18 protein-coding genes are annotated in these 20,328 nt (G+C 61.8%); 7 read left to right on the top strand and 11 right to left on the bottom strand.

Annotated features, from left to right (window positions below):
• Positions 1-92: 92 nt before the first annotated feature.
• Entirely contained in the window at positions 93-656 is a 564-nt protein-coding gene (locus QU606_RS24285; protein ID WP_150296268.1) for a hypothetical protein, read from the top strand.
• Positions 657-712: 56 nt separating this feature from the next.
• The gene (locus tag QU606_RS24280; RefSeq protein ID WP_304997614.1) at positions 713-1,318 is read left to right on the top strand and encodes an NADPH-dependent F420 reductase; all 606 of its coding nucleotides are present in this window, start codon (positions 713-715) and stop codon (positions 1,316-1,318) included.
• 142 nt (positions 1,319-1,460) lie between these two features.
• Here QU606_RS24280 and QU606_RS24275 read toward each other — a convergent pair whose 3' ends face one another.
• Positions 1,461-2,198: an anti-sigma factor gene (locus QU606_RS24275; protein ID WP_069076666.1), complete on the bottom strand. Its 738-nt coding sequence runs from the start codon at positions 2,196-2,198 to the stop codon at positions 1,461-1,463.
• A complete protein-coding gene (locus QU606_RS24270; RefSeq protein ID WP_069076667.1) occupies positions 2,191-2,703 on the bottom strand; it encodes a sigma-70 family RNA polymerase sigma factor in 513 nt (170 codons plus the stop codon). The genes QU606_RS24275 and QU606_RS24270 overlap by 8 nt, the downstream gene beginning before the upstream one ends.
• 153 nt (positions 2,704-2,856) lie before the next feature.
• Between QU606_RS24270 and QU606_RS24265 the strand changes: the two genes are divergently transcribed.
• Positions 2,857-3,006 carry a hypothetical protein gene (locus QU606_RS24265; RefSeq protein ID WP_304997613.1) on the top strand — a complete coding sequence of 50 codons (150 nt, stop codon included), beginning with the start codon at positions 2,857-2,859 and terminating at the stop codon, positions 3,004-3,006.
• Here QU606_RS24265 and QU606_RS24260 read toward each other — a convergent pair.
• Positions 2,988-3,671, bottom strand: a complete 684-nt coding sequence (locus QU606_RS24260) for a response regulator (protein ID WP_024076450.1) — start codon at positions 3,669-3,671, stop codon at positions 2,988-2,990. The genes QU606_RS24265 and QU606_RS24260 overlap by 19 nt on opposite strands.
• Positions 3,672-3,674: 3 nt before the next feature.
• Positions 3,675-5,060: a sensor histidine kinase efflux regulator BaeS gene (gene baeS / locus QU606_RS24255; protein WP_069076683.1), complete on the bottom strand. Its 1,386-nt coding sequence runs from the start codon at positions 5,058-5,060 to the stop codon at positions 3,675-3,677.
• A gap of 143 nt (positions 5,061-5,203) precedes the next feature.
• Here baeS and QU606_RS24250 point away from each other — a divergent pair, with 143 nt between their 5' ends.
• From QU606_RS24250 to QU606_RS24235, 4 genes are all read left to right on the top strand, one after another.
• Positions 5,204-6,388 (top strand): efflux RND transporter periplasmic adaptor subunit, encoded by a 1,185-nt coding sequence (locus tag QU606_RS24250; protein ID WP_304997612.1) that lies wholly within the window; start codon positions 5,204-5,206, stop codon positions 6,386-6,388.
• A 2-nt stretch (positions 6,389-6,390) separates the two neighbouring features.
• Positions 6,391-9,525 (top strand): efflux RND transporter permease subunit, encoded by a 3,135-nt coding sequence (locus QU606_RS24245; protein WP_024076447.1) that lies wholly within the window; start codon positions 6,391-6,393, stop codon positions 9,523-9,525.
• Positions 9,522-10,916, top strand: a complete 1,395-nt coding sequence (locus tag QU606_RS24240) for an efflux transporter outer membrane subunit (protein WP_024076446.1) — start codon at positions 9,522-9,524, stop codon at positions 10,914-10,916. The genes QU606_RS24245 and QU606_RS24240 overlap by 4 nt, the downstream gene beginning before the upstream one ends.
• 100 nt (positions 10,917-11,016) lie before the next feature.
• Positions 11,017-11,718: a VacJ family lipoprotein gene (locus QU606_RS24235; protein ID WP_304997611.1), complete on the top strand. Its 702-nt coding sequence runs from the start codon at positions 11,017-11,019 to the stop codon at positions 11,716-11,718.
• Positions 11,719-11,804: 86 nt separating this feature from the next.
• Here the strand turns inward: QU606_RS24235 and QU606_RS24230 are convergent, their stop codons facing one another.
• The 7 genes from QU606_RS24230 to QU606_RS24200 form a co-directional block, all read right to left on the bottom strand.
• Positions 11,805-12,803, bottom strand: a complete 999-nt coding sequence (locus QU606_RS24230) for a helix-turn-helix domain-containing protein (RefSeq protein WP_024076444.1) — start codon at positions 12,801-12,803, stop codon at positions 11,805-11,807.
• Positions 12,804-12,874: 71 nt separating this feature from the next.
• Positions 12,875-14,353, bottom strand: coding sequence for an aldehyde dehydrogenase family protein (locus QU606_RS24225; RefSeq protein ID WP_150055389.1), 1,479 nt, complete (start codon positions 14,351-14,353; stop codon positions 12,875-12,877).
• Between the two features lie 72 nt (positions 14,354-14,425).
• Positions 14,426-15,274 (bottom strand): VOC family protein, encoded by an 849-nt coding sequence (locus QU606_RS24220; protein WP_304997610.1) that lies wholly within the window; start codon positions 15,272-15,274, stop codon positions 14,426-14,428.
• 22 nt (positions 15,275-15,296) lie between these two features.
• A complete protein-coding gene (locus QU606_RS24215; protein WP_150055387.1) occupies positions 15,297-16,943 on the bottom strand; it encodes a bifunctional 3-(3-hydroxy-phenyl)propionate/3-hydroxycinnamic acid hydroxylase in 1,647 nt (548 codons plus the stop codon).
• Between the two features lie 21 nt (positions 16,944-16,964).
• Positions 16,965-17,786 carry an IclR family transcriptional regulator gene (locus tag QU606_RS24210; RefSeq protein WP_102624002.1) on the bottom strand — a complete coding sequence of 274 codons (822 nt, stop codon included), beginning with the start codon at positions 17,784-17,786 and terminating at the stop codon, positions 16,965-16,967.
• Positions 17,787-17,789: 3 nt separating this feature from the next.
• Entirely contained in the window at positions 17,790-18,641 is an 852-nt protein-coding gene (locus QU606_RS24205; RefSeq protein ID WP_304997609.1) for a fumarylacetoacetate hydrolase family protein, read from the bottom strand.
• A 229-nt stretch (positions 18,642-18,870) separates the two neighbouring features.
• Entirely contained in the window at positions 18,871-20,316 is a 1,446-nt protein-coding gene (locus tag QU606_RS24200; RefSeq protein ID WP_304997608.1) for a carotenoid oxygenase family protein, read from the bottom strand.
• Positions 20,317-20,328 lie beyond the last annotated feature (12 nt).

The following is a 20,328-nucleotide window of genomic DNA, read 5'->3' as shown; positions in this document are numbered from 1 at the left end:
TGGCATTCCATGCGCGCTGGATGCCTGGTTGGGTACTGGGTACAGTGCTTGGAGTCCAAGTTGCACTATCCGCCTGAATCGCAAGGATGCCCATGCGTAAAATCTTGATAGCGTTGTCGCTCGTTATTCCCTCGCTCCTGCTGCCTGGCTGCTCAGCTGTGTCGACTTTCGACAAGTATGCAACCTTGCGCTTTTATGAGTTCAATCGAACGGACATTAAGTACAGTCACTTTGATGGGGAGTCAGGCATGCTGAGTTCTAATCCCAATTTTCGGAATACAATGCTGCCCGCACGGATAGCCGATAACAATCAATGGATCGACTTCACTGATGACATGGGGCAAGTTTATAAGACGTTTGGAAATACCTTACATCGCGACACATTTCCAGCTGGGCTGGAACCGATAAAAGAGTTTGTTGCCTGGAGTCAGCTTCCGCCAATGCAGCGCCTGATTATGCGCGATACGTTGAATGCCAAGCCTGAGTTCACATCTATTAACGCTCGACTGGTGCTTGAGCGCGGCACGAATGAGCCGCTGCTGGTTTTTACAGGCAGTTCGCTACCTTGGGAGACAGCCCCGCAGTATGCGATCGACAAAGTCAACGCAGTCAGAATGCTGGTGAATGCGCGGATCTGGTATGAGATTTTGAAGTAGCAGGCTTCCGAGAAGGCCGATGGCAGATCTGACAGCCCAGCCCCACGCTGGGCTTTTTGCATCCGGCGGGAAATATCGATACTAATGAAAACCCAATCGAGCGCGATGTCGTTTTGCCTCTTACCCCGAAGGTAGTAGATGCGGAGCTCGGGCCTTCCATCAAGGCCGGCACAGTCGAAGAAGCGGCAAGCGCCGATATCGTGTTCGCAGCGGTGCGTTGGAGTGACGCCGAAAAAGTACTGAGTGCCTTGCCCGCCTGGAATGAACGTATCGTCATCGACGGTACCAATCCGGTCGAATTTCTTGACCCCAATTCGCCGGACGCCAACGATCCAAGTAACCCACTCGCGACCTATGGAATCAAGGCGGTCGATCTGGGTGGCAAGTACTCGAGCGAGGTATTCGCTCAGTTCGTCCCAGGCGCGCGGGTTGTCAAAGCCTTCAACCACCTTGATGTGGCAGTGCTGGCGGAGCCGGAAGTGGCGGGCGGCAAGCGCGTCTTGTTCTACTCAGGCGATGATGCAGCCGCAAAGGCAGACGTGCGTAAGATCATTGAAGAGACCGGCTTCTATCCCGTTGACCTGGGGTCGCTTGACGTTGGTGGGCATCTGGCATCGCTGCCTTTTGGCTCGCTGTCTGCGCAGAACTTCATCAAGATCTGATCGCACAACGCTGAATAACGCGCAGTATTTTCCCCGGGAGACCGGACTGCCGTTGACGAGTGATTCCCGGGACTGGCATCTGGCATTACGCGCGTGGGGTGTAGTGGTCATGCCCTCTCCCTATGGGCGTACTTATCTGTCTTCAGTTCTGGATGAGTTGGCCGAGGGTCTGCAGTTCGCCTTTTTCTACATCGGAAACAAGGACGTAGCGCATGTGCTTAGCTTGCCACGAGACGACGTTGAAGCCTCGGATTGATTGGGTTTGCTGAGGTTTGTCAGCTTCGGGGGTGGGCAGTATGAACACGTTGATAATGTGTTTCGCCCGGCCATAGCTCAGTGCTGCTATGGTCTGGTGTTGCAGATAATCAAGGCGTCCGCCCAGCAGCACAAACCCTTGCGCCGTGTAGTCGACCACCGGTGGCGAGAAGTCGAGTTTGCCGGCGAACCACGGTTTGACGGTGTGACGGTCGGAGGAAACGACGTCGTTGAGGTGTTCGCCCATCAGCGAGCGCACGTGGCTGGAGACGGCTTCGTCCATCAGCGGTTGTTCGCCGTCGGGCGTTGCGATGTAAAGCATCGCGGCCAGCGCCAACGTCGTCGCAGAGAACGCTGGGGCGAGCCATTTCCGCCAGCGTTCCATTAGGCCAATGGCAGGTGCTTCAGGCGCGAAGATACGGGTGGCTAACGCTGCCGGCGCCGGGTAATACGCAGCATGGCGCTTCACGCTGACCTTCAGCGCTTTTACTTCTTCACACACCCGCGCGCATTCCCTGCACAAAACCAGATGCGCAGACACATCCGCAGCCAAAGCAGGATCCAGTTCCTGATCCACATAACCTTGCAACCGAACCCGGCAAACCGGGCAATCAAGCTCATTCATGATCGTGCAACTTCAGTAATTCAATCTTGAGCATCGCGCGCGCCCGGGCCAGTCGCGACATGACGGTGCCCATCGGAATGTCGGCCACCAGGGCGATGTCTTTGTAGGGCAGGTCTTCGAGTTCTTTGAGCACGATCACCTCGCGATACGCTGGCGGCAGGGCGCTGAGGGCTTGCTGGAGCAACGCGACGTTTTCGGTGTGAATGGCCAGCAATTCCGGGGTCTGGCTGTGGCTGAGTGCGCCTTCATGCTCGCCGATGTCGTCTTCGATGGCCACCCAATGCCGCCCGGCCGAGGCTTTGAGCCAGGTGTAGCTTTCGTTGCGCACGATAGCCAGGAACCACGCCCTGGCATTGCCATCGGCAAAGCGCTGCAAAAACCTGAAGGCGCGCAACGCGCTTTCCTGCACAACGTCGCGCGCGGCGCTGTCGTTGCCGGTCAGCCAGCGCGCGAGGTTGTAGGCGGCGTCCAGATGGGGCGCTATCAGTTCCTCGAATTGCTTCATGGTCGGTTCCGCACCGTCACACCTCTATAACTGTGCTGCGCGGGCGTTTATTCCCGCAAAAGAATTTATTTTTTGGCTCGGAATAAACCGCCACCGCGCAAGGTTTCCCTCGTGTCAGCTACCTCACTGTAGTTCGCCCGCGAGGACACACCGATGGCCATGCACACAAAACCTCAACGCCGCACCGACGGCTTGCTCAACCCGGACCGGCGCACGCTGCTCAAGTGTTCGGCGTGGGCCGGGGCCGGCGCCAGCGTGCAGACTGCCTTGGCCTCGACAAAACCTCAGCCCCCGGAAAGCTGAAACCGATAGCCCACCCCATACAACGACTCGATGGGTGTTTCCCCAGGGCATGCCTGCTCCAGCTTACGCCGCAGGTTACGGATATGGCTGTCCACCGTGCGGTCGGTGACCACACGGTGGTCGGAGTAGATGTTGTCGAGCAGTTGGTCACGGGAAAACACCCGCCCGGCGGAACGTGCAAAGGTGCTGAGCAAGCGCAGTTCCAGCGGCGTGAGGTCCAGTTCGATACCGTCGAGTGACGCACGGTATTGCGCTTCGTCGATCAGCAGGCGCGGCGGTGTGCTGGTCAGCAGTTGGGGGCCGCGACGCAGGATGGCCTTGACTCGTGCTACTACCTCGCGCGGGCTGAACGGCTTGCAGATGTAGTCGTCGGCGCCCAGGTCCAGGCCCTGCAGGCGGTCCACCTCTTCGACTCGGGCGGTGATCATGATGATCGGTACGGCGCTGAACCCGCGCAGGTCCTGGCACACTTGCATACCGTCGCGCCCGGGTAGCATCAGGTCGAGCAAGATCAGGCGCGGTGCCTGGGCGCGCACGCTCGGCACCACCTGCAAGCCGTTGTCCAGGCACCGCGTCGGGTAGCCCGCGGCGACCAGGTAATCGCGCATCAGTGCGGCCAGCTTCGGTTCGTCTTCGACGATCAGGATCGGGCTTTCGTCGCTCATGAGTCAGGTATTCCGTGGCAGGCGCAGGGTCAGCCAAAGACCGCCGAGGGGGGAGTGAGCGGCGCTGAGGCTGCCGCCGTGGGCGAGGGCGATGCTGTGACAAATCGCCAGCCCCAGGCCGGCCCCGCCACTGGCGCGGTTGCGCGACGATTCACCGCGATAGAAACGCTCGAACAGGCGCGGCAGTTGTTCGGCTGAAACGCCTGGGCCGGAGTCTAGAACATCAATGCACACGTCGGTGCGATCCAGGCCGGCGCGGATGCGTATGAGCCCCTGCGGGTCGGTGTAGCGCACGGCGTTTTCCAACAGGTTGGAAAACAATTGCTGTAAGCGATTGGCGTCGGCCAGCAGTTCTAGGGGTTGGGATGGCAAGTCCAGTTCGATGCGCAGGTGCTGGGCGTGCAAGCGCTCCTGGAACATCGCCACACTGTTGCGCAGCAGCGGCTCCAGTGCGCAAGCGCTCTTGCGATAGGTCAGTGCGCCCACATCCGCCAGGGACAGTTCATACAGATCATCCACCAGCTTGCTGAGCATGCCGACCTCACCTTGCAAGGATTTCATCGAGCCTTGGTCCAGGGTGCGCACGCCATCCTCGATGGCCTCCAGCTCGCCGCGCAACACCGACAGCGGGGTGCGCAATTCGTGGGACACATCGGCCATGAACTCACGACGCATCTGTTCATTGCGCTCCAGGGTATAGGCGAGCTGATTGAAGTCCCGGGCCAATTGGCCCACTTCGTCATTGGAGGCCACCGCCACGCGGCCGCTGTAGTCGCCGCTGGCCAGGCGATGGGTCGCTGCGGCCACCCGTTTGACCGGCTCTAACAACGTGCGGGCGATCCACCAGGCAATCAGCATCGCCAGCAGCAGCGAAAAGGCGCCCATCACCAGGCTGGTGCGTAACTGGTATTGCTGGAACCGTTCACCGCCGGCCTCGGTCACGCTCTGGAACGGGGTCACGGCCAGCCAGCCGACGGTTTCATCGGCCACCACGATCGGGCGCAACAAGGCGTCGTTGCCGATATCCGGGTAGCCGTTCACGCGTTTTTTGTGTTTATCCAGCAATGCAATGCGAAACAGCGCGCCCGTCAGGTCCGAGGCCATGGGGGTACGCAAGTCGTTCTTCGCCGGATCTTCGCCGAGTTCGGGCCGCATAATGTCAAACCAGCGGTCCGGCTGGTTGCGCAGGAACTCCCAATTCCCCTCACGCGCATAGGCACTGGCCAGGCGTGGCAGCACGGGTGCCATGCGGTCCAGCGCCTGCTCATTGAGATACCCGAGAAAGCCGCGCCCAAAACTCCAGCTCGTCGCCAAGCCCATGCTCAGGATGACCAGCAGCACACCGGCCAGTACCGCGATAAACAGCTTGGTGGAGATACTCAACTTCATGCAGGTGGGCCGTTAAGAATGGATGGACCATTTAGGCCCTGGCGACGGAAAGATTCAACCCGGTCGGGCAATCTTCAATTTTCCTGCACATTTGCCTCGCAGGATGGCGCTGACTCAAGCCATTCCGTCTTGCAGAGGCAGCTATGTCCACGAAAATAATCGCCAAATTCCTGGTAACCGCCGCGGTTTTCCTGTCGTTGATCATTCTGGTCATGTTGGGTGGCTGCTCCGGTGGCGAGCCGGCGCCTGAAGCGGTCACCCCCAAAGTCTCGGTGATCAGCATAAAGCCCCAGAGCCAGGTGCTGACCACTGAGTTGGCCGGGCGCACCCAGGCGTTCATGGTGGCGCAGATCCGTCCGCAGGTGGGCGGCATCGTCCAGCGGCGACTGTTTGTCGAGGGCGCGGATGTCAAGCTCGGGCAGGCCCTGTACCAATTGGATGCGGCGTCCTATACCGCCGCGCTGGCGCAGTCCCAGGCGAGCCTGGCCAAGGCTCGCGCCACGCTCAAATCGGCGCAGAGCACCGCCAGGCGCGACGCGGAACTGGTGAAGATCAATGCCATCAGCCAGCAGGATAACGAGGACGCCCAGGCGACCTTGCTGACGGCTGCCGCCGATGTGCAAGTCGCCGAGGCGGAAGTCGAAACTGCCCGGATCAACCTGGCGTACACACGTATCACCTCGCCGGTCAGCGGGCGCATCGAAACGTCCACCGTGACCCCTGGCGCGCTGGTGGTGGCCAATCAGGACAGTGCATTGACCACGGTGCAGCAACTCGATCCGATCTATGTGGACGTTACCCAATCGACCACGCAATTGCTGCGGCTCAAGCGGGACCTGGCCAGCGGCGTGTTGCAGTCCAACGGTGACGGCCAGGCGCGGGTCAGCCTGAAGCTGGACGATGGCAGCACTTACAACCAGCAAGGGCGGCTCAAGGTCAGCGGCGTCAGTGTCAACGAGGGGACGGGCACCGTCACCCTGCGCGCGGAGTTCGCCAATCCAGACCACCTGCTGCTACCGGGCATGTATGTCCGCGCGGTGCTGGAGCAGGCCCGCAATGACCAGGCCATTCTGGTTCCGCAAAAAGCAGTGACCCGCAGCGCCAGCGGTGTGACCACGGCGCTACTGGTGGTCGACGGCAAGGTGGAACAACGTCAGCTGAGCATTGATCGCGCGGTGGGCAATCAATGGTGGGTCACGGCAGGCCTCAAGGCGGGTGACCAGTTGATTGTCGAAGGCGGACAAAAAGTCCGTGCCGGTGCCGCAGTCCAGGCGCAGGACGCCAGCGCGCAAGCGACCACGCCACCCACCCCTGTGAAGGAGGGTTAAGCGTGGCGCACTTTTTTATTGATCGACCGATTTTCGCCTGGGTCATCGCCATCGTGATCATGCTCGGTGGCAGCCTCTCCATCAGCCAGTTGCCGTTGGAGCAATACCCGGACATCGCGCCACCCACGGTGAAGATTTCCGCGACCTACACCGGGGCCTCGGCCAAGACCGTGGAAGACTCGGTGACCCAGGTCATCGAACAGCAGATGAAAGGCCTGGATAACCTGACCTACATGTCGGCCACCAGCAGTTCGGCGGGCAGTGCCAGCATCAGTTTGACGTTCACCGCCGGCACCGACCCGGATGTCGCCCAAATGCAGGTACAGAACAAGCTGCAACAAGCCGAGTCGAGACTGCCGCAATCGGTACAAAGCGAAGGCCTGACCGTGACCAAGGGCGGCTCGGACTTTCTGATGATTGTCGCCCTGGCATCGGATGACCCCAGCGTGACCGGCACCCAGATCGGCGACTACATTTCCACCACCTTGCTGGACTCCATCAGCCGCATAGACGGGGTCGGCGATGTGCAGACATTGGGGGCAGGCTATGCCATGCGTATCTGGCTGGACCCGGCCCTGTTGGAAAAGTACGCGCTGATGCCTTCGGACGTCAGCAGTGCCCTGGAGGCGCAGAACACCGAAGTCTCCGCCGGGCAACTGGGGGCATTGCCGGCGATCAAGGGGCAGCAGTTGAACGCCACGATCAGTGCCCGCAGTAAACTGCAGACCGTCGAAGCGTTTCGTGATGTGGTGGTCAAGTCCAGCAGCGACGGTGCCGTGGTGTTGCTGGGCGATATCGCGACCCTGGAACTGGGCAGCGAAAGCTACGACATCAGCACCGCCCTCAACGGCAAGCCCGCGGCGGCCATGGGGGTGCAACTGGCGGCAGGCGCGAATGCGCTGAACGTCGGCAAGGCGGTCAAGGCCAAGCTCAAGGAGATGGAGCCGTTCTACCCGACTGAAATGCAGCTTAAAAACGTGATTGCCTACGACACCACGCCGTTTGTCAGCCTGTCCATCGAGGAAGTGGTCAAGGCCTTGGGCGAGGCCATCGTGCTGGTGGTGTTGATCATGTTCCTGTTCCTGCAAAACCTGCGCGCGACGCTGATCCCGGCGATTACCGTGCCGGTGGTGTTGCTGGGCACGTTCGGCGTGTTGGCGATGTTTGGCTATTCGATCAACACCTTGACGATGTTTGCCATGGTCCTGGCGATTGGCTTGCTGGTGGACGACGCCATTGTGGTGGTCGAAAACGTAGAGCGGCTGATGGGGGAGGGGCTATCGCCTGTGGCGGCCACGCGTCAATCGATGCGCGAAATCAGCGGCGCACTGGTCGGCATCACGCTGGTGCTGAGCGCGGTGTTTATCCCCATGGCGTTTTTCGGCGGTTCCACCGGGATTATCTATCGGCAGTTTTCGGTGACCATTGTCTCGGCCATGGTCCTCTCGGTGTTGGTGGCGATGACGCTGACCCCCGCGCTGTGCGCTTCGTTGCTCAAAACCCACGATGGCCAGGGGCATGCGGCCCAGCGCGGGTTCTTCGGCGGGTTCAACCGCACCTTTGAACGTGCCAGCGCCGCTTACGAGCGTTGGGTGGGTGTGGTGTTGCGGCGTTGGGTGCGCAGCCTGCTGCTCTATGGCGGGGTGCTGGTGGTCATGGCGGTGGGCTACATGAGCCTGGCCACGTCGTTTCTGCCGGACGAAGACCAAGGGATCCTCCTGGCACAGATCCAGTTGCCGGTCGGCGCGACGGACAGCCGCACCCAGGCGGTGATCAAGCAGTTCGAGGACTACATCCTCAAACAGCCCGAAGTCGAAGCGATGATCAGCATCAGCGGGCTGGGCATGGGGGGGAACAGCCAGAACACCGCGCGCGCGTTTATCCGCCTCAAGGACTGGGACGAACGCGGTGGGCCCGGCCAGGGTGCGGCGGCCATTGCCCAACGGGCGACCCTGGCACTGGCCAGCATCGGGGATGCCGACGCGTTCGTCATGCAACCGCCGACCGTACGCGGCCTGGGCCAAAGCTCGGGGTTCGACCTGCAACTCAAGGACCTCGCTGGCCTGGGCCACGATGCACTGGTGGCGGCCCGCGAACAGTTTCTTGAGCTGGCCAGAAAGGATCCACGTTTGCTCGGGGTTCGCAGCAACGGCCTGGACGATGCGCCGCAGCTCAAGGTCAGCATCGACGACCGCAAGGCCGGGGCCCTGAGCCTGAGTACCAGCGACATCAACACCACCTTGTCGACGGCGTTGGGCGGTACTTATGTGAATGACTTTCTCAACCAGGGCCGGGTGAAAAAAGTCTACGTGCAGGGCCAGGCATCCGCGCGCATGCAGGCCGCGGACCTTGATCATTGGTTCGTGCGCAACAGCAACAATGAAATGGTGCCGTTCTCATCGTTTGCCAGCAGCACCTGGAGTTACGGCTCACCCTTGCTGGAACGCTACAACGGTAACGCCTCCCTGGAAATCGTCGGTGACCCCGCGCCAGGGGTGAGCTCCGGCGACGCGATGGACGCGGTGGAAGCCATTGTCCGGCAATTGCCCCAGGGCATCGGCTACGAATGGACCGGGCAGTCCTATCAGTTGCGGCTATCCGGCTCCCAGGCCCCGCTGCTCTATGCCCTCTCCGTATTGTTTGTGTTCCTGTGCCTGGCCGCACTCTACGAGAGTTGGTCGGTGCCGTTCTCGGTGATTCTGGTGGTGCCCCTGGGGGTGATTGGCGCCGTATTGGCGACCCGCGTCGCGGGGTTGAGCAACGACGTGTATTTCCAGGTGGGGCTGTTGACCACCGTGGGCCTGGCGGCGAAAAACGCGATCCTGATCGTTGAGTTCGCCAAGCACCTGCAAGAGCAGGGCAACAGCCTGATCGACGCGACGCTGATCGCGGTGCGCCAGCGCCTGCGGCCGATCCTGATGACGTCCCTGGCCTTCATGTTCGGCGTGTTGCCGCTGGCCTTGAGTACCGGCGCAGGCTCCGCCGGACGTCAGGCCATCGGTACCGGCGTACTGGGCGGGATGTTCAGCGCCACGGTGCTGGGGATCTTCTTTGTACCGCTGTTTTTTGTGCTGATCCGCCGCCGTTTCGGCCGCGAGCGCAGTGCTCGTCAATCTGCCCCGACAGGTGATGCATGATCAAGTCACATTGGCCTTTACTGGCCGCCATGGTCCTGGGCGGCTGCGTCAACCTGGCGCCCCAGTATGAGCGGCCTGAAGCGCCCGTCTCCGGGCAATGGCTGCCGGCGGCCAGCCTGCCGAAAGGGCAGGTGGGCGCCGACGTCAAATGGCAGCAGTTCTTCACCGACAGCCGCCTGGCGCAGTTGCAGGCGTTGGCGCTGGCCAATAACCGCGACTTGCGCCTGGCCAACCTGAACGTGGAGAAGGCCCAGGCGCAGTACCGCATCAAGCGCGCGGACCTGTTTCCCACCCTTGATGCGAGTGTCAGCGGCACCCATAGCCGTACGCCGGGGTCGTTGTCCAATACCGGCACGGCGGCCACCACCCACGATTACAGCGCGCAATTGGGGCTGAGCAGCTATGAACTGGACGTGTTTGGCCGGGTACGCAACCTTCGGGACGAGGCCCTGGAAGACTACCTGGCGCTGACGGAAACCCGGCGCAGCACGCAAATCAGCCTGGTGGCCGAAGTGGCCACCGCCTGGCTGACCCTGGCGGCCGACAACGAACGGCTGCTACTGGCCCAGGAAACCCTGACCAGCCAGTTGGCCACCTACGACCTGACCCAGCGCAGCTATGCCCTGGGCGGCTCCTCCGCGCTGTCCGTGGCCCAAGCCCAGACCACGGTCGAGTCGGCGCGGGGCGATGTGGCGTCCTACGAGAGCCAGATTCTGCAGGACCGCAATGCCTTGCGCCTGTTGGTCGGCAGTGACGTGCCCGAGGCCCTGTTGCCGGGCACGCACCTGGAGTCAGCGGCCGTGCTGGTGCAGATACCCGCGGGCCTGCCTTCCAGCCTGCTGCAACAACGCCCGGATGTGCTGTCGGCCGAACACACCCTCAAGTCCGCCAATATCGATATCGGCGCGGCGCGCGCGGCGTTTTACCCCAGCATCAGCCTGACCGCCAATGCCGGCTCCTCCAGCGCGGCGTTGGCCGGCCTGTTCAAATCCGGCAGCGGTGCCTGGACCTTTGCCCCGAGCATCAGCGTGCCGATTTTTGACGCGGGCAGTAACCGCGCGACCCTGGACTCGGCCAAGGTCGAACGTGATATCCAGGTGCAGACCTACCAGCAAACCCTGCAGACCGCGTTCCGTGAAGTGGCCGACGCGCTGGCGGTGCGCAGCACCCTGGATCGCCGGATCGCCGCGCAACAGGCGCTGACCGACGCCAGCCGCAAAAGCTTCGAACTCTCCGATGCCCTCTATCGTGGCGGGTCGAAAAGCTACCTCGAAGCCCTGGATGCGCAACGCTCCCTCTACAGCGCACAGCAAGACCTGATCACCCTGCGCCTGACCGAGCAGAGCAACCGCATCACGCTCTACAAAGTGTTAGGCGGCGGCTGGAACTGAAGGCCCAGGCGAAAAGACTCTGCCGCATACACACATAACCGCAGCGATGGAACGGCTTGCGTGGATCAAATCGGGTGACTTCATTCATTGGGGAACAAACATGCGTGCCTTTCGTTTCACCTTAAGCCGTCGGGCCCAGGCACTGGCCTGCGCCTGTTTCATCACGCTGTCACCGCTGTGCCGTGCGGATTCCGACGAGGACCCATGGGAGGGGGTCAACCGATCGATCTTTGCATTCAATGACACGTTGGATACGTATGCACTCAAACCGCTCGCCCAAGGCTATCAATTCATCACCCCCCGTAGGGTCCAGGACGGTATTCATAACGTCTTCAACAATCTGGGGGAGGTGAAAAACCTGGCTAACAATGTACTTCAAGCCAAATTTCACAGTGCCGGCGTGGATACCAGTCGCTTTTTGCTCAACAGCACGCTGGGCCTGGTGGGGATGATCGACGTCGCGACGCCGATGGGGCTGCAACGCAGTGACCAAGACTTTGGCCAAACCCTGGGGCACTGGGGCATCAACAGCGGCCCTTACCTGGTACTGCCATTCCTGGGGCCAAGCACGCTTCGCGATGCACCCGCGATCCTGCCCGATGCCTACGCCAACCCGGTCCGTTACATCGGCGACGTTCCGACGCGCAATAGCCTGTACGGCGTGAGCATGATCGACGGGCGTGCCCAATACCTGAAATCTGAAAAACTCATCACTGGCGATAAATACAACTTTATCCGCAGTGTTTATCTGCAAAACCGAGCGTTCAAGATCCAGGGCGCAAACGTCAAGGATGACTTTTGAGCCGTGTGACGACGTGCGCGACGTGACCTGCATGCGTTGCCAGGCCCGTCCACCCTGACCTCGGTGTGGATGGGCGGTGCCTGGGGTTACGCCGCGGTGGAGTTGGCGCGGGCGTCGCTGGCGGTCTCACGAAACAGCCGGGGCGACATGCCGAATGTCGACTTGAAGTGCCGGCTGAAGTGCGAGCTGCTGCCATAACCCCAGGCGTAGGCTATTTCGGTGAGGGAGCGATGGGCCTGCTCGTGGTTGCGCAGGTCTTCGGCGCAGCGGGACAACCGACGCTGCCAGATGTACTCGCTGACGCTGCACCCCAGTTCGTCCTGGAATGCCCGATGCAAACTGCGCACCGAACACTGCTCGGCGTTGGCGATGCGTTCGATGCTCAGGTCGCGGTCGGCCAGGTGGCGCTCAATGTAGGCCTTGAGGCGGTTCTGCTTGAAGAAGCGGAAGTCATGGTCGAGCTGCTTTTCATCTTGCTTGTTCTTCAGCGCATTGTTCAGCAGCCCGGCGATACTGTCGCCGATCAGCCCCGCCGACTGGCTGTTGAGCAAGGGGTATTGGTGGTAGGCGTCGCTGATCAAGTGCATCAGCATGCGCCCCAGCCCGTTGCGGCCGCTCAAGTGCATGTCGCCGGTCTGGGTCAGTTGCCCGGCAGCCCCCTGGAACAGCAGGATAAAGTGCTCGCAGCCCTGGGTACTGGTGACGCTGAAGGGTTTGCCGCAGTCGACCAGGAGCATCTCGTCCGGCGCGACGGCGCTGCTTTTCTGGCCTTGCTCGAAGTGACTGACACCGGCGATTTGCAATATCAGCATACGCGGGGTGTCGAGCACATCGAGCGCCTGGCTCAGGTGACGTGAATAGCGATGGGCACTGGCGGTCATGCGGCAGAAACGCAACTGGCCCAGGTCGCCGTATTCCAGTCGCCCCTGGAAATTACCGTTGTGCAGCGGGTCGATGTGGGTGGATTCCAGGCGCTTTATATACTCCGGCGTGCGGCCCAGATGATCGCTCATGAATTCTTTCCACTTCATCAGCCGATCGGAGCGCATGACCTGTTCGGTGGACACACAGGCTAGATTATTCATTGGTTTCGCCTTTTGTTTTTTGTTTTGGGCAGACGGGGCAGGGCTGGACCCTGCCCGATCCTCGCAGACGATCAGAACGGGTAGTGATGGCCCCCGGCTTGCCAGGTCACCCAATGGGCCCGGGTGAATTCATCCAAGGCATAGTGACCATTGAAGCGGCCAAGGCCGGAGTTCTTTTCCCCGCCGAACGGCGCATTGGGCTGATCATCGACCGTGATGTCGTTGATATGGGTCATGCCCGCCACGATGCCACGGGCAAAGCTCAGGCCGCGCGCCATGTCGCGGGTAAACACCGCGCTGGACAGACCGTACTCGCTGGCGTTGGCCAACTCCAGGGCATGGGCCTGGTTTTGCGCGATCATCAACGGCAGCAACGGCCCGAAGGTTTCATCGCGAGCCAGGGCCTGGTCGGGGCCCACTTCGCCAAAGACATGGGCCGGCAGCACCAGCCCGCGCGCCTGGCCGCCACACAACTGCTTGAGACCGGCGCGCTCGGCGGCGGCGATCTTCCCCAGCAGACCGTCGAGCTGACTTTGGTTGACCACCGGCCCGATCACCGTATCGGCCTGGGCCGGGTCACCGGTCTTGAGATTGCGCACGCGCTCGACCACCAGCGCTGCGAAATCGGCATACAGCGAGCGATCCACAATGACCCGGTTGACGCTCATGCAAATCTGGCCCTGATGCAGGAAGCGCCCGACCACGGCGGCATGCGCCGCTATCTCGATGTCCGCATCCTCCAGCACCACCAGCGGCGCGTTGCCGCCCAGCTCCAGCGCCACCCGCTTGATGTGCTTGCCACCGGTAGCGATGCGTCCGACATTGCGTCCCACATCGGTGGAACCGGTGAAAGAGATCAGGCTCGGTATCGGGTGTTCGACGAAGGCATCGCCAATCTCCGAACCCGCGCCGACCACCACGTTCAGCGAACCGGCCGGGAACCCGGCTTCTTCGAACAGGTGGGCAATCAGCAGGCCGCCGGTCACTGCCGTGTCGCTGGCCGGCTTGAGTACCACGGTATTGCCCAGCGCAAGTGCCGGCACCACGGAACGCATGCTCAGGTACAGCGGGAAGTTCCACGGGCTGATCACACCGACCACCCCCAGTGGTTCGCGAAACACGAAGCTCTGCTCACCAGGCTTGTAGCTGGTCAGGATCCGTCCCTCAACCTGCATCGGCAGGGTGGTGCACTCGCGAACCAGGTTGAGGGTGAACTGCCACTCCATGCCCGCCTTGATGCGGGTACTGCCGGACTCACGGATCAGCCAGTCGATGATTTCTTCGCGGCGGTTCTGGATGACCTGGGCGAGCTTTTCCAGCTGTGCGCCGCGCTCGGTCGGGTGCAGCGCGGCCCAGTCGGTCTGTGCGCGCTGGGCGGCCTGGTAGGCGTCATCCAGGTCGGCCACCGAGGCCAGGGGCATTTCCAGCAAGGGTTCGCCGTTGAAGGGGTTGCGGTCGTCCAGGCGTCGTGTCGAACCACCGGCGCGCCAGGTGCCGTTGATGTATTGGTCGCCGTTGATGGCGTAGGCCGCGAGTATTGGAGTTGTCATTGTCTTACCTTTGAGGCAGGTAGCCGCGTCGATTGAGGGTGGGTGAGGGCAGACCCTTTAGGTTGTGCGTATTCAGCTTCGGATCCAGGCGCGTCCCCAGGAGTTGAGGGTGTATTCCTCCTGCGGCCAGACGCCAGGCGGGCGCGTGGCCTCGGTGATCTCCAGCTCGGCCGAGAACTCCAGGCGGTTGCGATCGGCATCGACCACCATGAAGAACAGGTTGTTGCCTGGGCCATGTCGTCCCGGGCCGAAGAACAAGGTGATGCGTTCCTTGGCGAAGCGGTCGCCCCAGTCGCGAATGTCGTTCCATTCGTTGGTTTCGTAACAGTGGTGATCCCACTCGTTTTTCGATCCGCGGAAGAACGCCAGCGAATGGTGCTCATCGTCCGAACGCAGGAAGCAGGTGGTGAGCTGGCCGCTCTGCTCGTCGACGACATTGTCCGAGACGGTGAAGCCCACCGTGTTGACGTAGAAGTCGATCATCGCTTCCAGCTCCGTGGTCTGGAACACCACGTGCTGCAGGCGGCCCGGCATGCCCTTGCGGTCGAGCGTGGACGCGCCGCGAGACACCCCAAATATGGTTTGTCGACCCTGGGGGTCACGGATTTGAAAGGCGCCCGCTTCCAGCAGCGGCGAGTCGAGCGCCTCGACGTTACAACCGTTGCCGAGCAGGCGCGTGCGCAGTGCGCTCAAGTGCGCTTGGCTGCCCAGGTCGTACGCCGCCGCGAGCAGGCCGCTATGGTCGGCGGGCGAGATCAGCATGGCCCGTTGAGGCCCCTGGAGCAGCCAGCTGCCGTCGGCTTGCGCCAGGCTGTCCATGTCCAGCAGGCGCCGATAGAAATCGACTTGCTGCTGGGGCGCTTTGCTCGCCAGGTGCAGGTAACACAGGCGTGCGGGAGTGGAAGTCTGCAAGGTTTGCATAAACACCTCTGGGGCTGAAGGTTCAGGGGTAGACGGGCGCCATCGCCGGCTGATCCACGCGATGGTTCGTCAGGGTGATGCCGAACAACGACTGCAATGCGCCAGCGGCCTGGTCTTGTGTGGCCAGGTCGAAGATGGCGGCCACATAGCGATCCGGGCGCAGCAGCACAAACGTGTGGCTGTCGCCGAGCAGGTCCTTGAGCGCATCCTCGCGGTCGTGCAGCACGGTGCAGCCGGGCAGTGATGGCAGGGCCTGCACGTGCGCCGGCAGGATCAAGATGCGCTTGGCTTCCAGGTGGTCCCAAAGGCCGTGGCGCAGTTCATCCAGGCGCTGGCGAGCGGGGTCGCCATATTGGATCAGGGCAAAACCGGCACCGATGGTCGTGTCCAGCAGTTGTGTGTGGCCTTGGGCATCGGTCAGCAATGGTTGAGGAAACATTTGCCCGCAGGCCAGCTTCCCGGCCTTGCCTTCGGGCAATACCAGGCCTTTGGTAAAACGTGGTTTGGGCTTGAAGCGCATTTGCAGGAAATAATCGCGCAGCGGCGGCACCAGGCCGATTAACGCGAAGGCCGCGCTGATCAGGCGAGCCCGCAGCACGGTGGCCGGCGCCATGACCACGCCAAGGTTCAGGGCCAGCTTGATCAAGGCCCAGGCATGGTCGCGCCGCTCGCTTTCGTAGGACAGCAGGGCGGTTGCGGCCATTTGGCCCTTGAGCACAGCGATCAGCTTCCAGCCCAGATTGTGCGCGTCGCGAACGCCGCTGTTCATCCCTTGCCCGGCGTAGGGCGGGGTCAAGTGCGCGGCATCGCCGGCAAGAAATACGCGGCCGACCTGCCAACGCTCGGCGACGCGGGCATGAAAGGTGTAGACCGTCTTGCGCACGATAGACACCGGGGCATCGCCCTTGAACGGACGAAGCAGCGTGTGCAGGCATTCGGGGCTGAGCACCTGCGCATCGGTTTCGCCCGACTTGAGCTGGAACTCAAAGCGCCGAGTATGGTGCGGGCCGGGCACTTCCACCACCGGGCGCCGGGCATCGCAATACACGCGGGTTTGCCAGAAGGGGTCGTCGTCCTGGTCGGTGTCGACCACCAGCCAGCGTGAGGAAAAACTCGACCCTACCATCTCGATCCCCAGTTGCTTGCGCACCGGGCTGCGACCGCCGTCGCAGGCGATCAGGTAGCTGGCCTTGACGTCGAGCAGTTGGCCATCGGCATCCTTGATCAACGCGCGCACGCCGTGCTGGTCTTGAGTGAACTCGAGCAGTTCGTGATTGAAGCGCGCTGTCAGGTTGGCAAAACGTTCAAGGCCGACCTTCAGCGTGCTTTCGAACAGCGGCTGGCGAAACGCATTACGCTTGGGGAACCCATATAACCTGCCGGTGGGCTCGACCTTGCCAAAGCAACGGCCGCCTGCGCGGGTGAAGTAATGCACACCGTAGCCGGGCACGACGTCGCGTAACACGGCGTCATCCAGCCCGATCGCCTGCATGGTGCGCAAGGATTCATCATCGATCGAAACGGCGCGGGGTTCGGTCACGGTGCCGGGTTTGCGGTCGATGATCAGGGTGTCCACATTGGCCTGGCCGAGCAGGTTGGCCAGGGTCAGCCCGGTGGGGCCGGCGCCGACGATCAGGACTTGAGTGCTGAAGCTGTTGAGGGTTGTCATTGTTATTCCCTTCCAAAGGTTTCAGTCCGGCTGCGGCGGGCGATGGGTCAGCGCCGCCATGCGTTGCGACAGTGTCTGCGCGAGGGCCAGCATCTGTGCCCCTTGTTGCGCTTCCTGGGCGTTGTCGCGCTGCTGGATCGGGCGCACGCAACTGATGCTGCCGACCACCTTGCCGTCGCTGTCGAAGATCGGCGCCGCCAGGCCGTAGACGCCGGGATCGATTTCCGCCGCGCTGGCGACATAGCCCTGGCGGCGCAGTTGCTGCAGCGAGCGGCGGAACTGTTCCCAGGTCTGGCCCAGGTGGCTGGCGCGCACTTCATCAGGGTTTTCCAGGAACAGTTGGTTGTGCTGGCGCGAGGTCATGTTGGCGAGGATCGCCTTCGACGTTGCGCCGAGGAACAGCGGCCTGGGTGAGCCCCGGGAGTAGCTGACCTCACTGAACAACTCGCCATGCTGGTGGATACACACCACCTGGTCCTTGAACAGCCGGCAGATCAGCCAGACCTGTTGCTCGCTCCAGCGTGGCAGGTCGTGTTCCAGCGACTGTGCGGCGCGCACCAGGGGGTCGCTCAGGCGCAGTTGGCGGTCCCAGGTGATAATCCGCGCGCCGAGTGCGTAGCGTCCGGCTTCGACCTGAAACAACAGGCTCGCCTCGGCCAGTTCGCGCACATAGCGATAGATGGTCGAGCGCGTATAGCCCAGTGCGGCGCCCATTTCGTCGACCGCCCAGATCGGGCTGGCTTCGGTGAATAAATCCAGCACCCGCAGCATGCGTTCAAGGCTCGAACCTTTGCTATCGGCGTCCTGTTCGGACAGCTGTTCTGCTTCAGACAATGGCTGCATGGCTTACTGCTCGTCGGCGATGTTGTTGCGCAGAATGCCGATGCCGGCTATCTCGACTTCGACGGTATCGCCGGGCTTCATCCAGACCGCTGGTTCGCGGAAGGCGCCGACGCCGCCGGTGGTGCCGCTGACAATCACATCGCCGGGCGCCAGTTCGGTGAAGGTGGAGCAGTACTCGATCAACTGGCGCACACTGAAAATCATGTCGCTGGTGCAGGTGTGTTGCATCACTTCGCCGTTCAGGCGCGTGGTCAATTCCAGGTCCTGCGGGTCGCCGATCTCATCGCGCGTTACCAGCCAGGGACCGAAGCCGCCGGTGTTGGGGAAATTCTTACCCGGCACGAACTGAATGGTGTGCTTCTGCCAGTCGCGGACGCTGCCATCGTTGTAGCAGGCATAACCGGCCACATAGTCCAATGCATCCGCTGCCTTGACGTGCCGCGCGGTTTTGCCGATGACCACCGCGAGCTCGCCTTCGAAGTCCAGTTTGTGCGAAGCCTTCGGACGAATGATCGGTTGCAGGTGCGCCACCTGGCTGTCGGCGAAGCGCGTGAAAATCATCGGATAGGTTGGCATGTCACGCCCGGTTTCACGCACGTGGGTGGCGTAGTTGATGCCGATGCACAGCACTTTGCCGGGGTTTGCGATCACTGGCAGGAACGTCACGTCCGCGATTGCGACGCGGGGCAATGACGCCAGCACGGTTGGGGTCAGTTCCCCGAGGTGATGGGCGGTGATGGCTTGCTTGAGGTCCGTGCCAACGGTGGGCTTGACCGATTCCAGGTCAATCAACTGGTCACCGTCGACCACACCGTAGGTCGTACGGCCGTGAACAATGAAGCTTGCGAGTTTCATGAAGTGTCCTCTCGTAAAGGGCAGCGGGAGATGGCGGCAATGGGGGTTAATCTAGTCATGCACATTTATCCTGTAAAGTGGGATTTATGCATAAATCCTGCAATATGAAATAAATGCGATTTTTCTGTTCGATCATCGGATCGAGGCCGGCAATGCCAGGCAGCCCGTGCCATTCCAGCAAGTGGATGGCCACGGGCGTGACGCGCGGAAGGGGGAACGCTGGGACGATTTAGCGCGGTGCCCAGCAGCCATGCAGTGACATGCGCAGGCGGAACGGGATTTTGATGCGTGCGATGGGGCCGGCGGCCATGGCGGAGGCGTCCAGCACCACCAGTTCGCTGCGGCCTTCGGCGATCAGGTTGAGCAGGCAGACCACGTAGCCATCGCCTTCCGCGGCGTCAGCGGAGCGTGGAATGAAAATGGGTTCCTGGAAGCAGCCGCTGTCACCGGGAAACCAGGCATCGGTGACACCGGTGGTGAGGTTGAGGTGAGCCAGCAGGTTAAAGAACTGGAACGGCATCGGCCCGTTCGACGGGTTGTAGGGGCGCTCTGGATCGAAGGCGAGCAGGAATCCATGTTCATATTTGCGCCCGATGTAGCGGTCATCACAGCGGGGAAACTCGCAGGGGTAGTCGGTCAGCGCCTGGGGTTGCAGTTCATCTTGCGCACTGTTGAGGTCGAACACCCAGCGCATCAGGCTGGCGGCCAGGGTTTCCGGTGGCGGTACAAAACCGTCCGCCTGGGGGAAGAAGTAAAAGATGTTGCCGCCGGTGACCGGCATGTCCAGATAGACTTTGCCGCCTTCGTCGAACGCATTCAGGGTGTGGCCCTGGAAGCCGTCCTTGGGCCCTTTGAACCAGCGCACGTCCCGCGCGTGCCCATGGCGGGGCAGCACGGCAAACAGCTGGTGCAGCTCGGGCTGCCACTGGAAATGCTGGCCGCCGTTTTTCATGCGCTCGACGTCTACCGTCAGCGGGATCAGCGGGAACACCACATAATGTTCGGTGACCGCGAAGTCGTGGACCATCGCTGCATAGGGAGCCTGGAACCAGATTTCATGCAGCAGTTTTCCCTGCGGCGAAATCTCGAAATAGGCCATGTCGGGTGTGCCGTCGCCTTTGGCTTCGTAGCTGAAGGCCAGGAGGTTGCCGGTGACGGGGTCGAGCTTGGGGTGGGCAGTGAACGTTGCAGAGTTGATCTGCCCGTCGAAATTCCACTCGCCGAGGGTTTCCAGCGTCTGTGGGTCCAGGGCCCAGGGCATGGCATCTTCCTTGAGCGCCAGCAGGACGTTGTTGTGCGGGATCACCGAGGTGTTGGCGGTGGTGTTGTTTTTGGCCGCGAGCGGGTCGTTGGTGTAGACGTTGCGGTACACGCCGTTGAGCGAACGCCCTTCACGGCGTTGAGCGACCAGGCGATCGGTCAGCACATAGCGTCGACGCAGCGAGACCTTGCCGCCTTCAAAGTAAAAACCGCTGACCAGGGCGTCGCCGTTGAAGAAAATATCGCTGCCGAGCATCGGCGGGTACTGCGGGTCCGGCGACACCTGATAAAAAGTGCCACGGATCGACTCGGGAAGGGTGCCTTCGACTTCAAGGTCGTACACCTCGCCCTCGACGCGGCTGGGTGCATACAGCGCCCCGGAAAATTCGGGGGTATTGGGGAATGGCGTATTCATTGCGTGATCTCA

It is taken from the genome of Pseudomonas sp. OVF7 (genome assembly GCF_030644265.1).
GTDB classification, from domain to species: Bacteria; Pseudomonadota; Gammaproteobacteria; order Pseudomonadales; family Pseudomonadaceae; genus Aquipseudomonas; species Aquipseudomonas gorinensis.
Note: the sequence above shows the minus strand (reverse complement) of the source record. Positions and strands in the feature narration are given on the sequence as shown.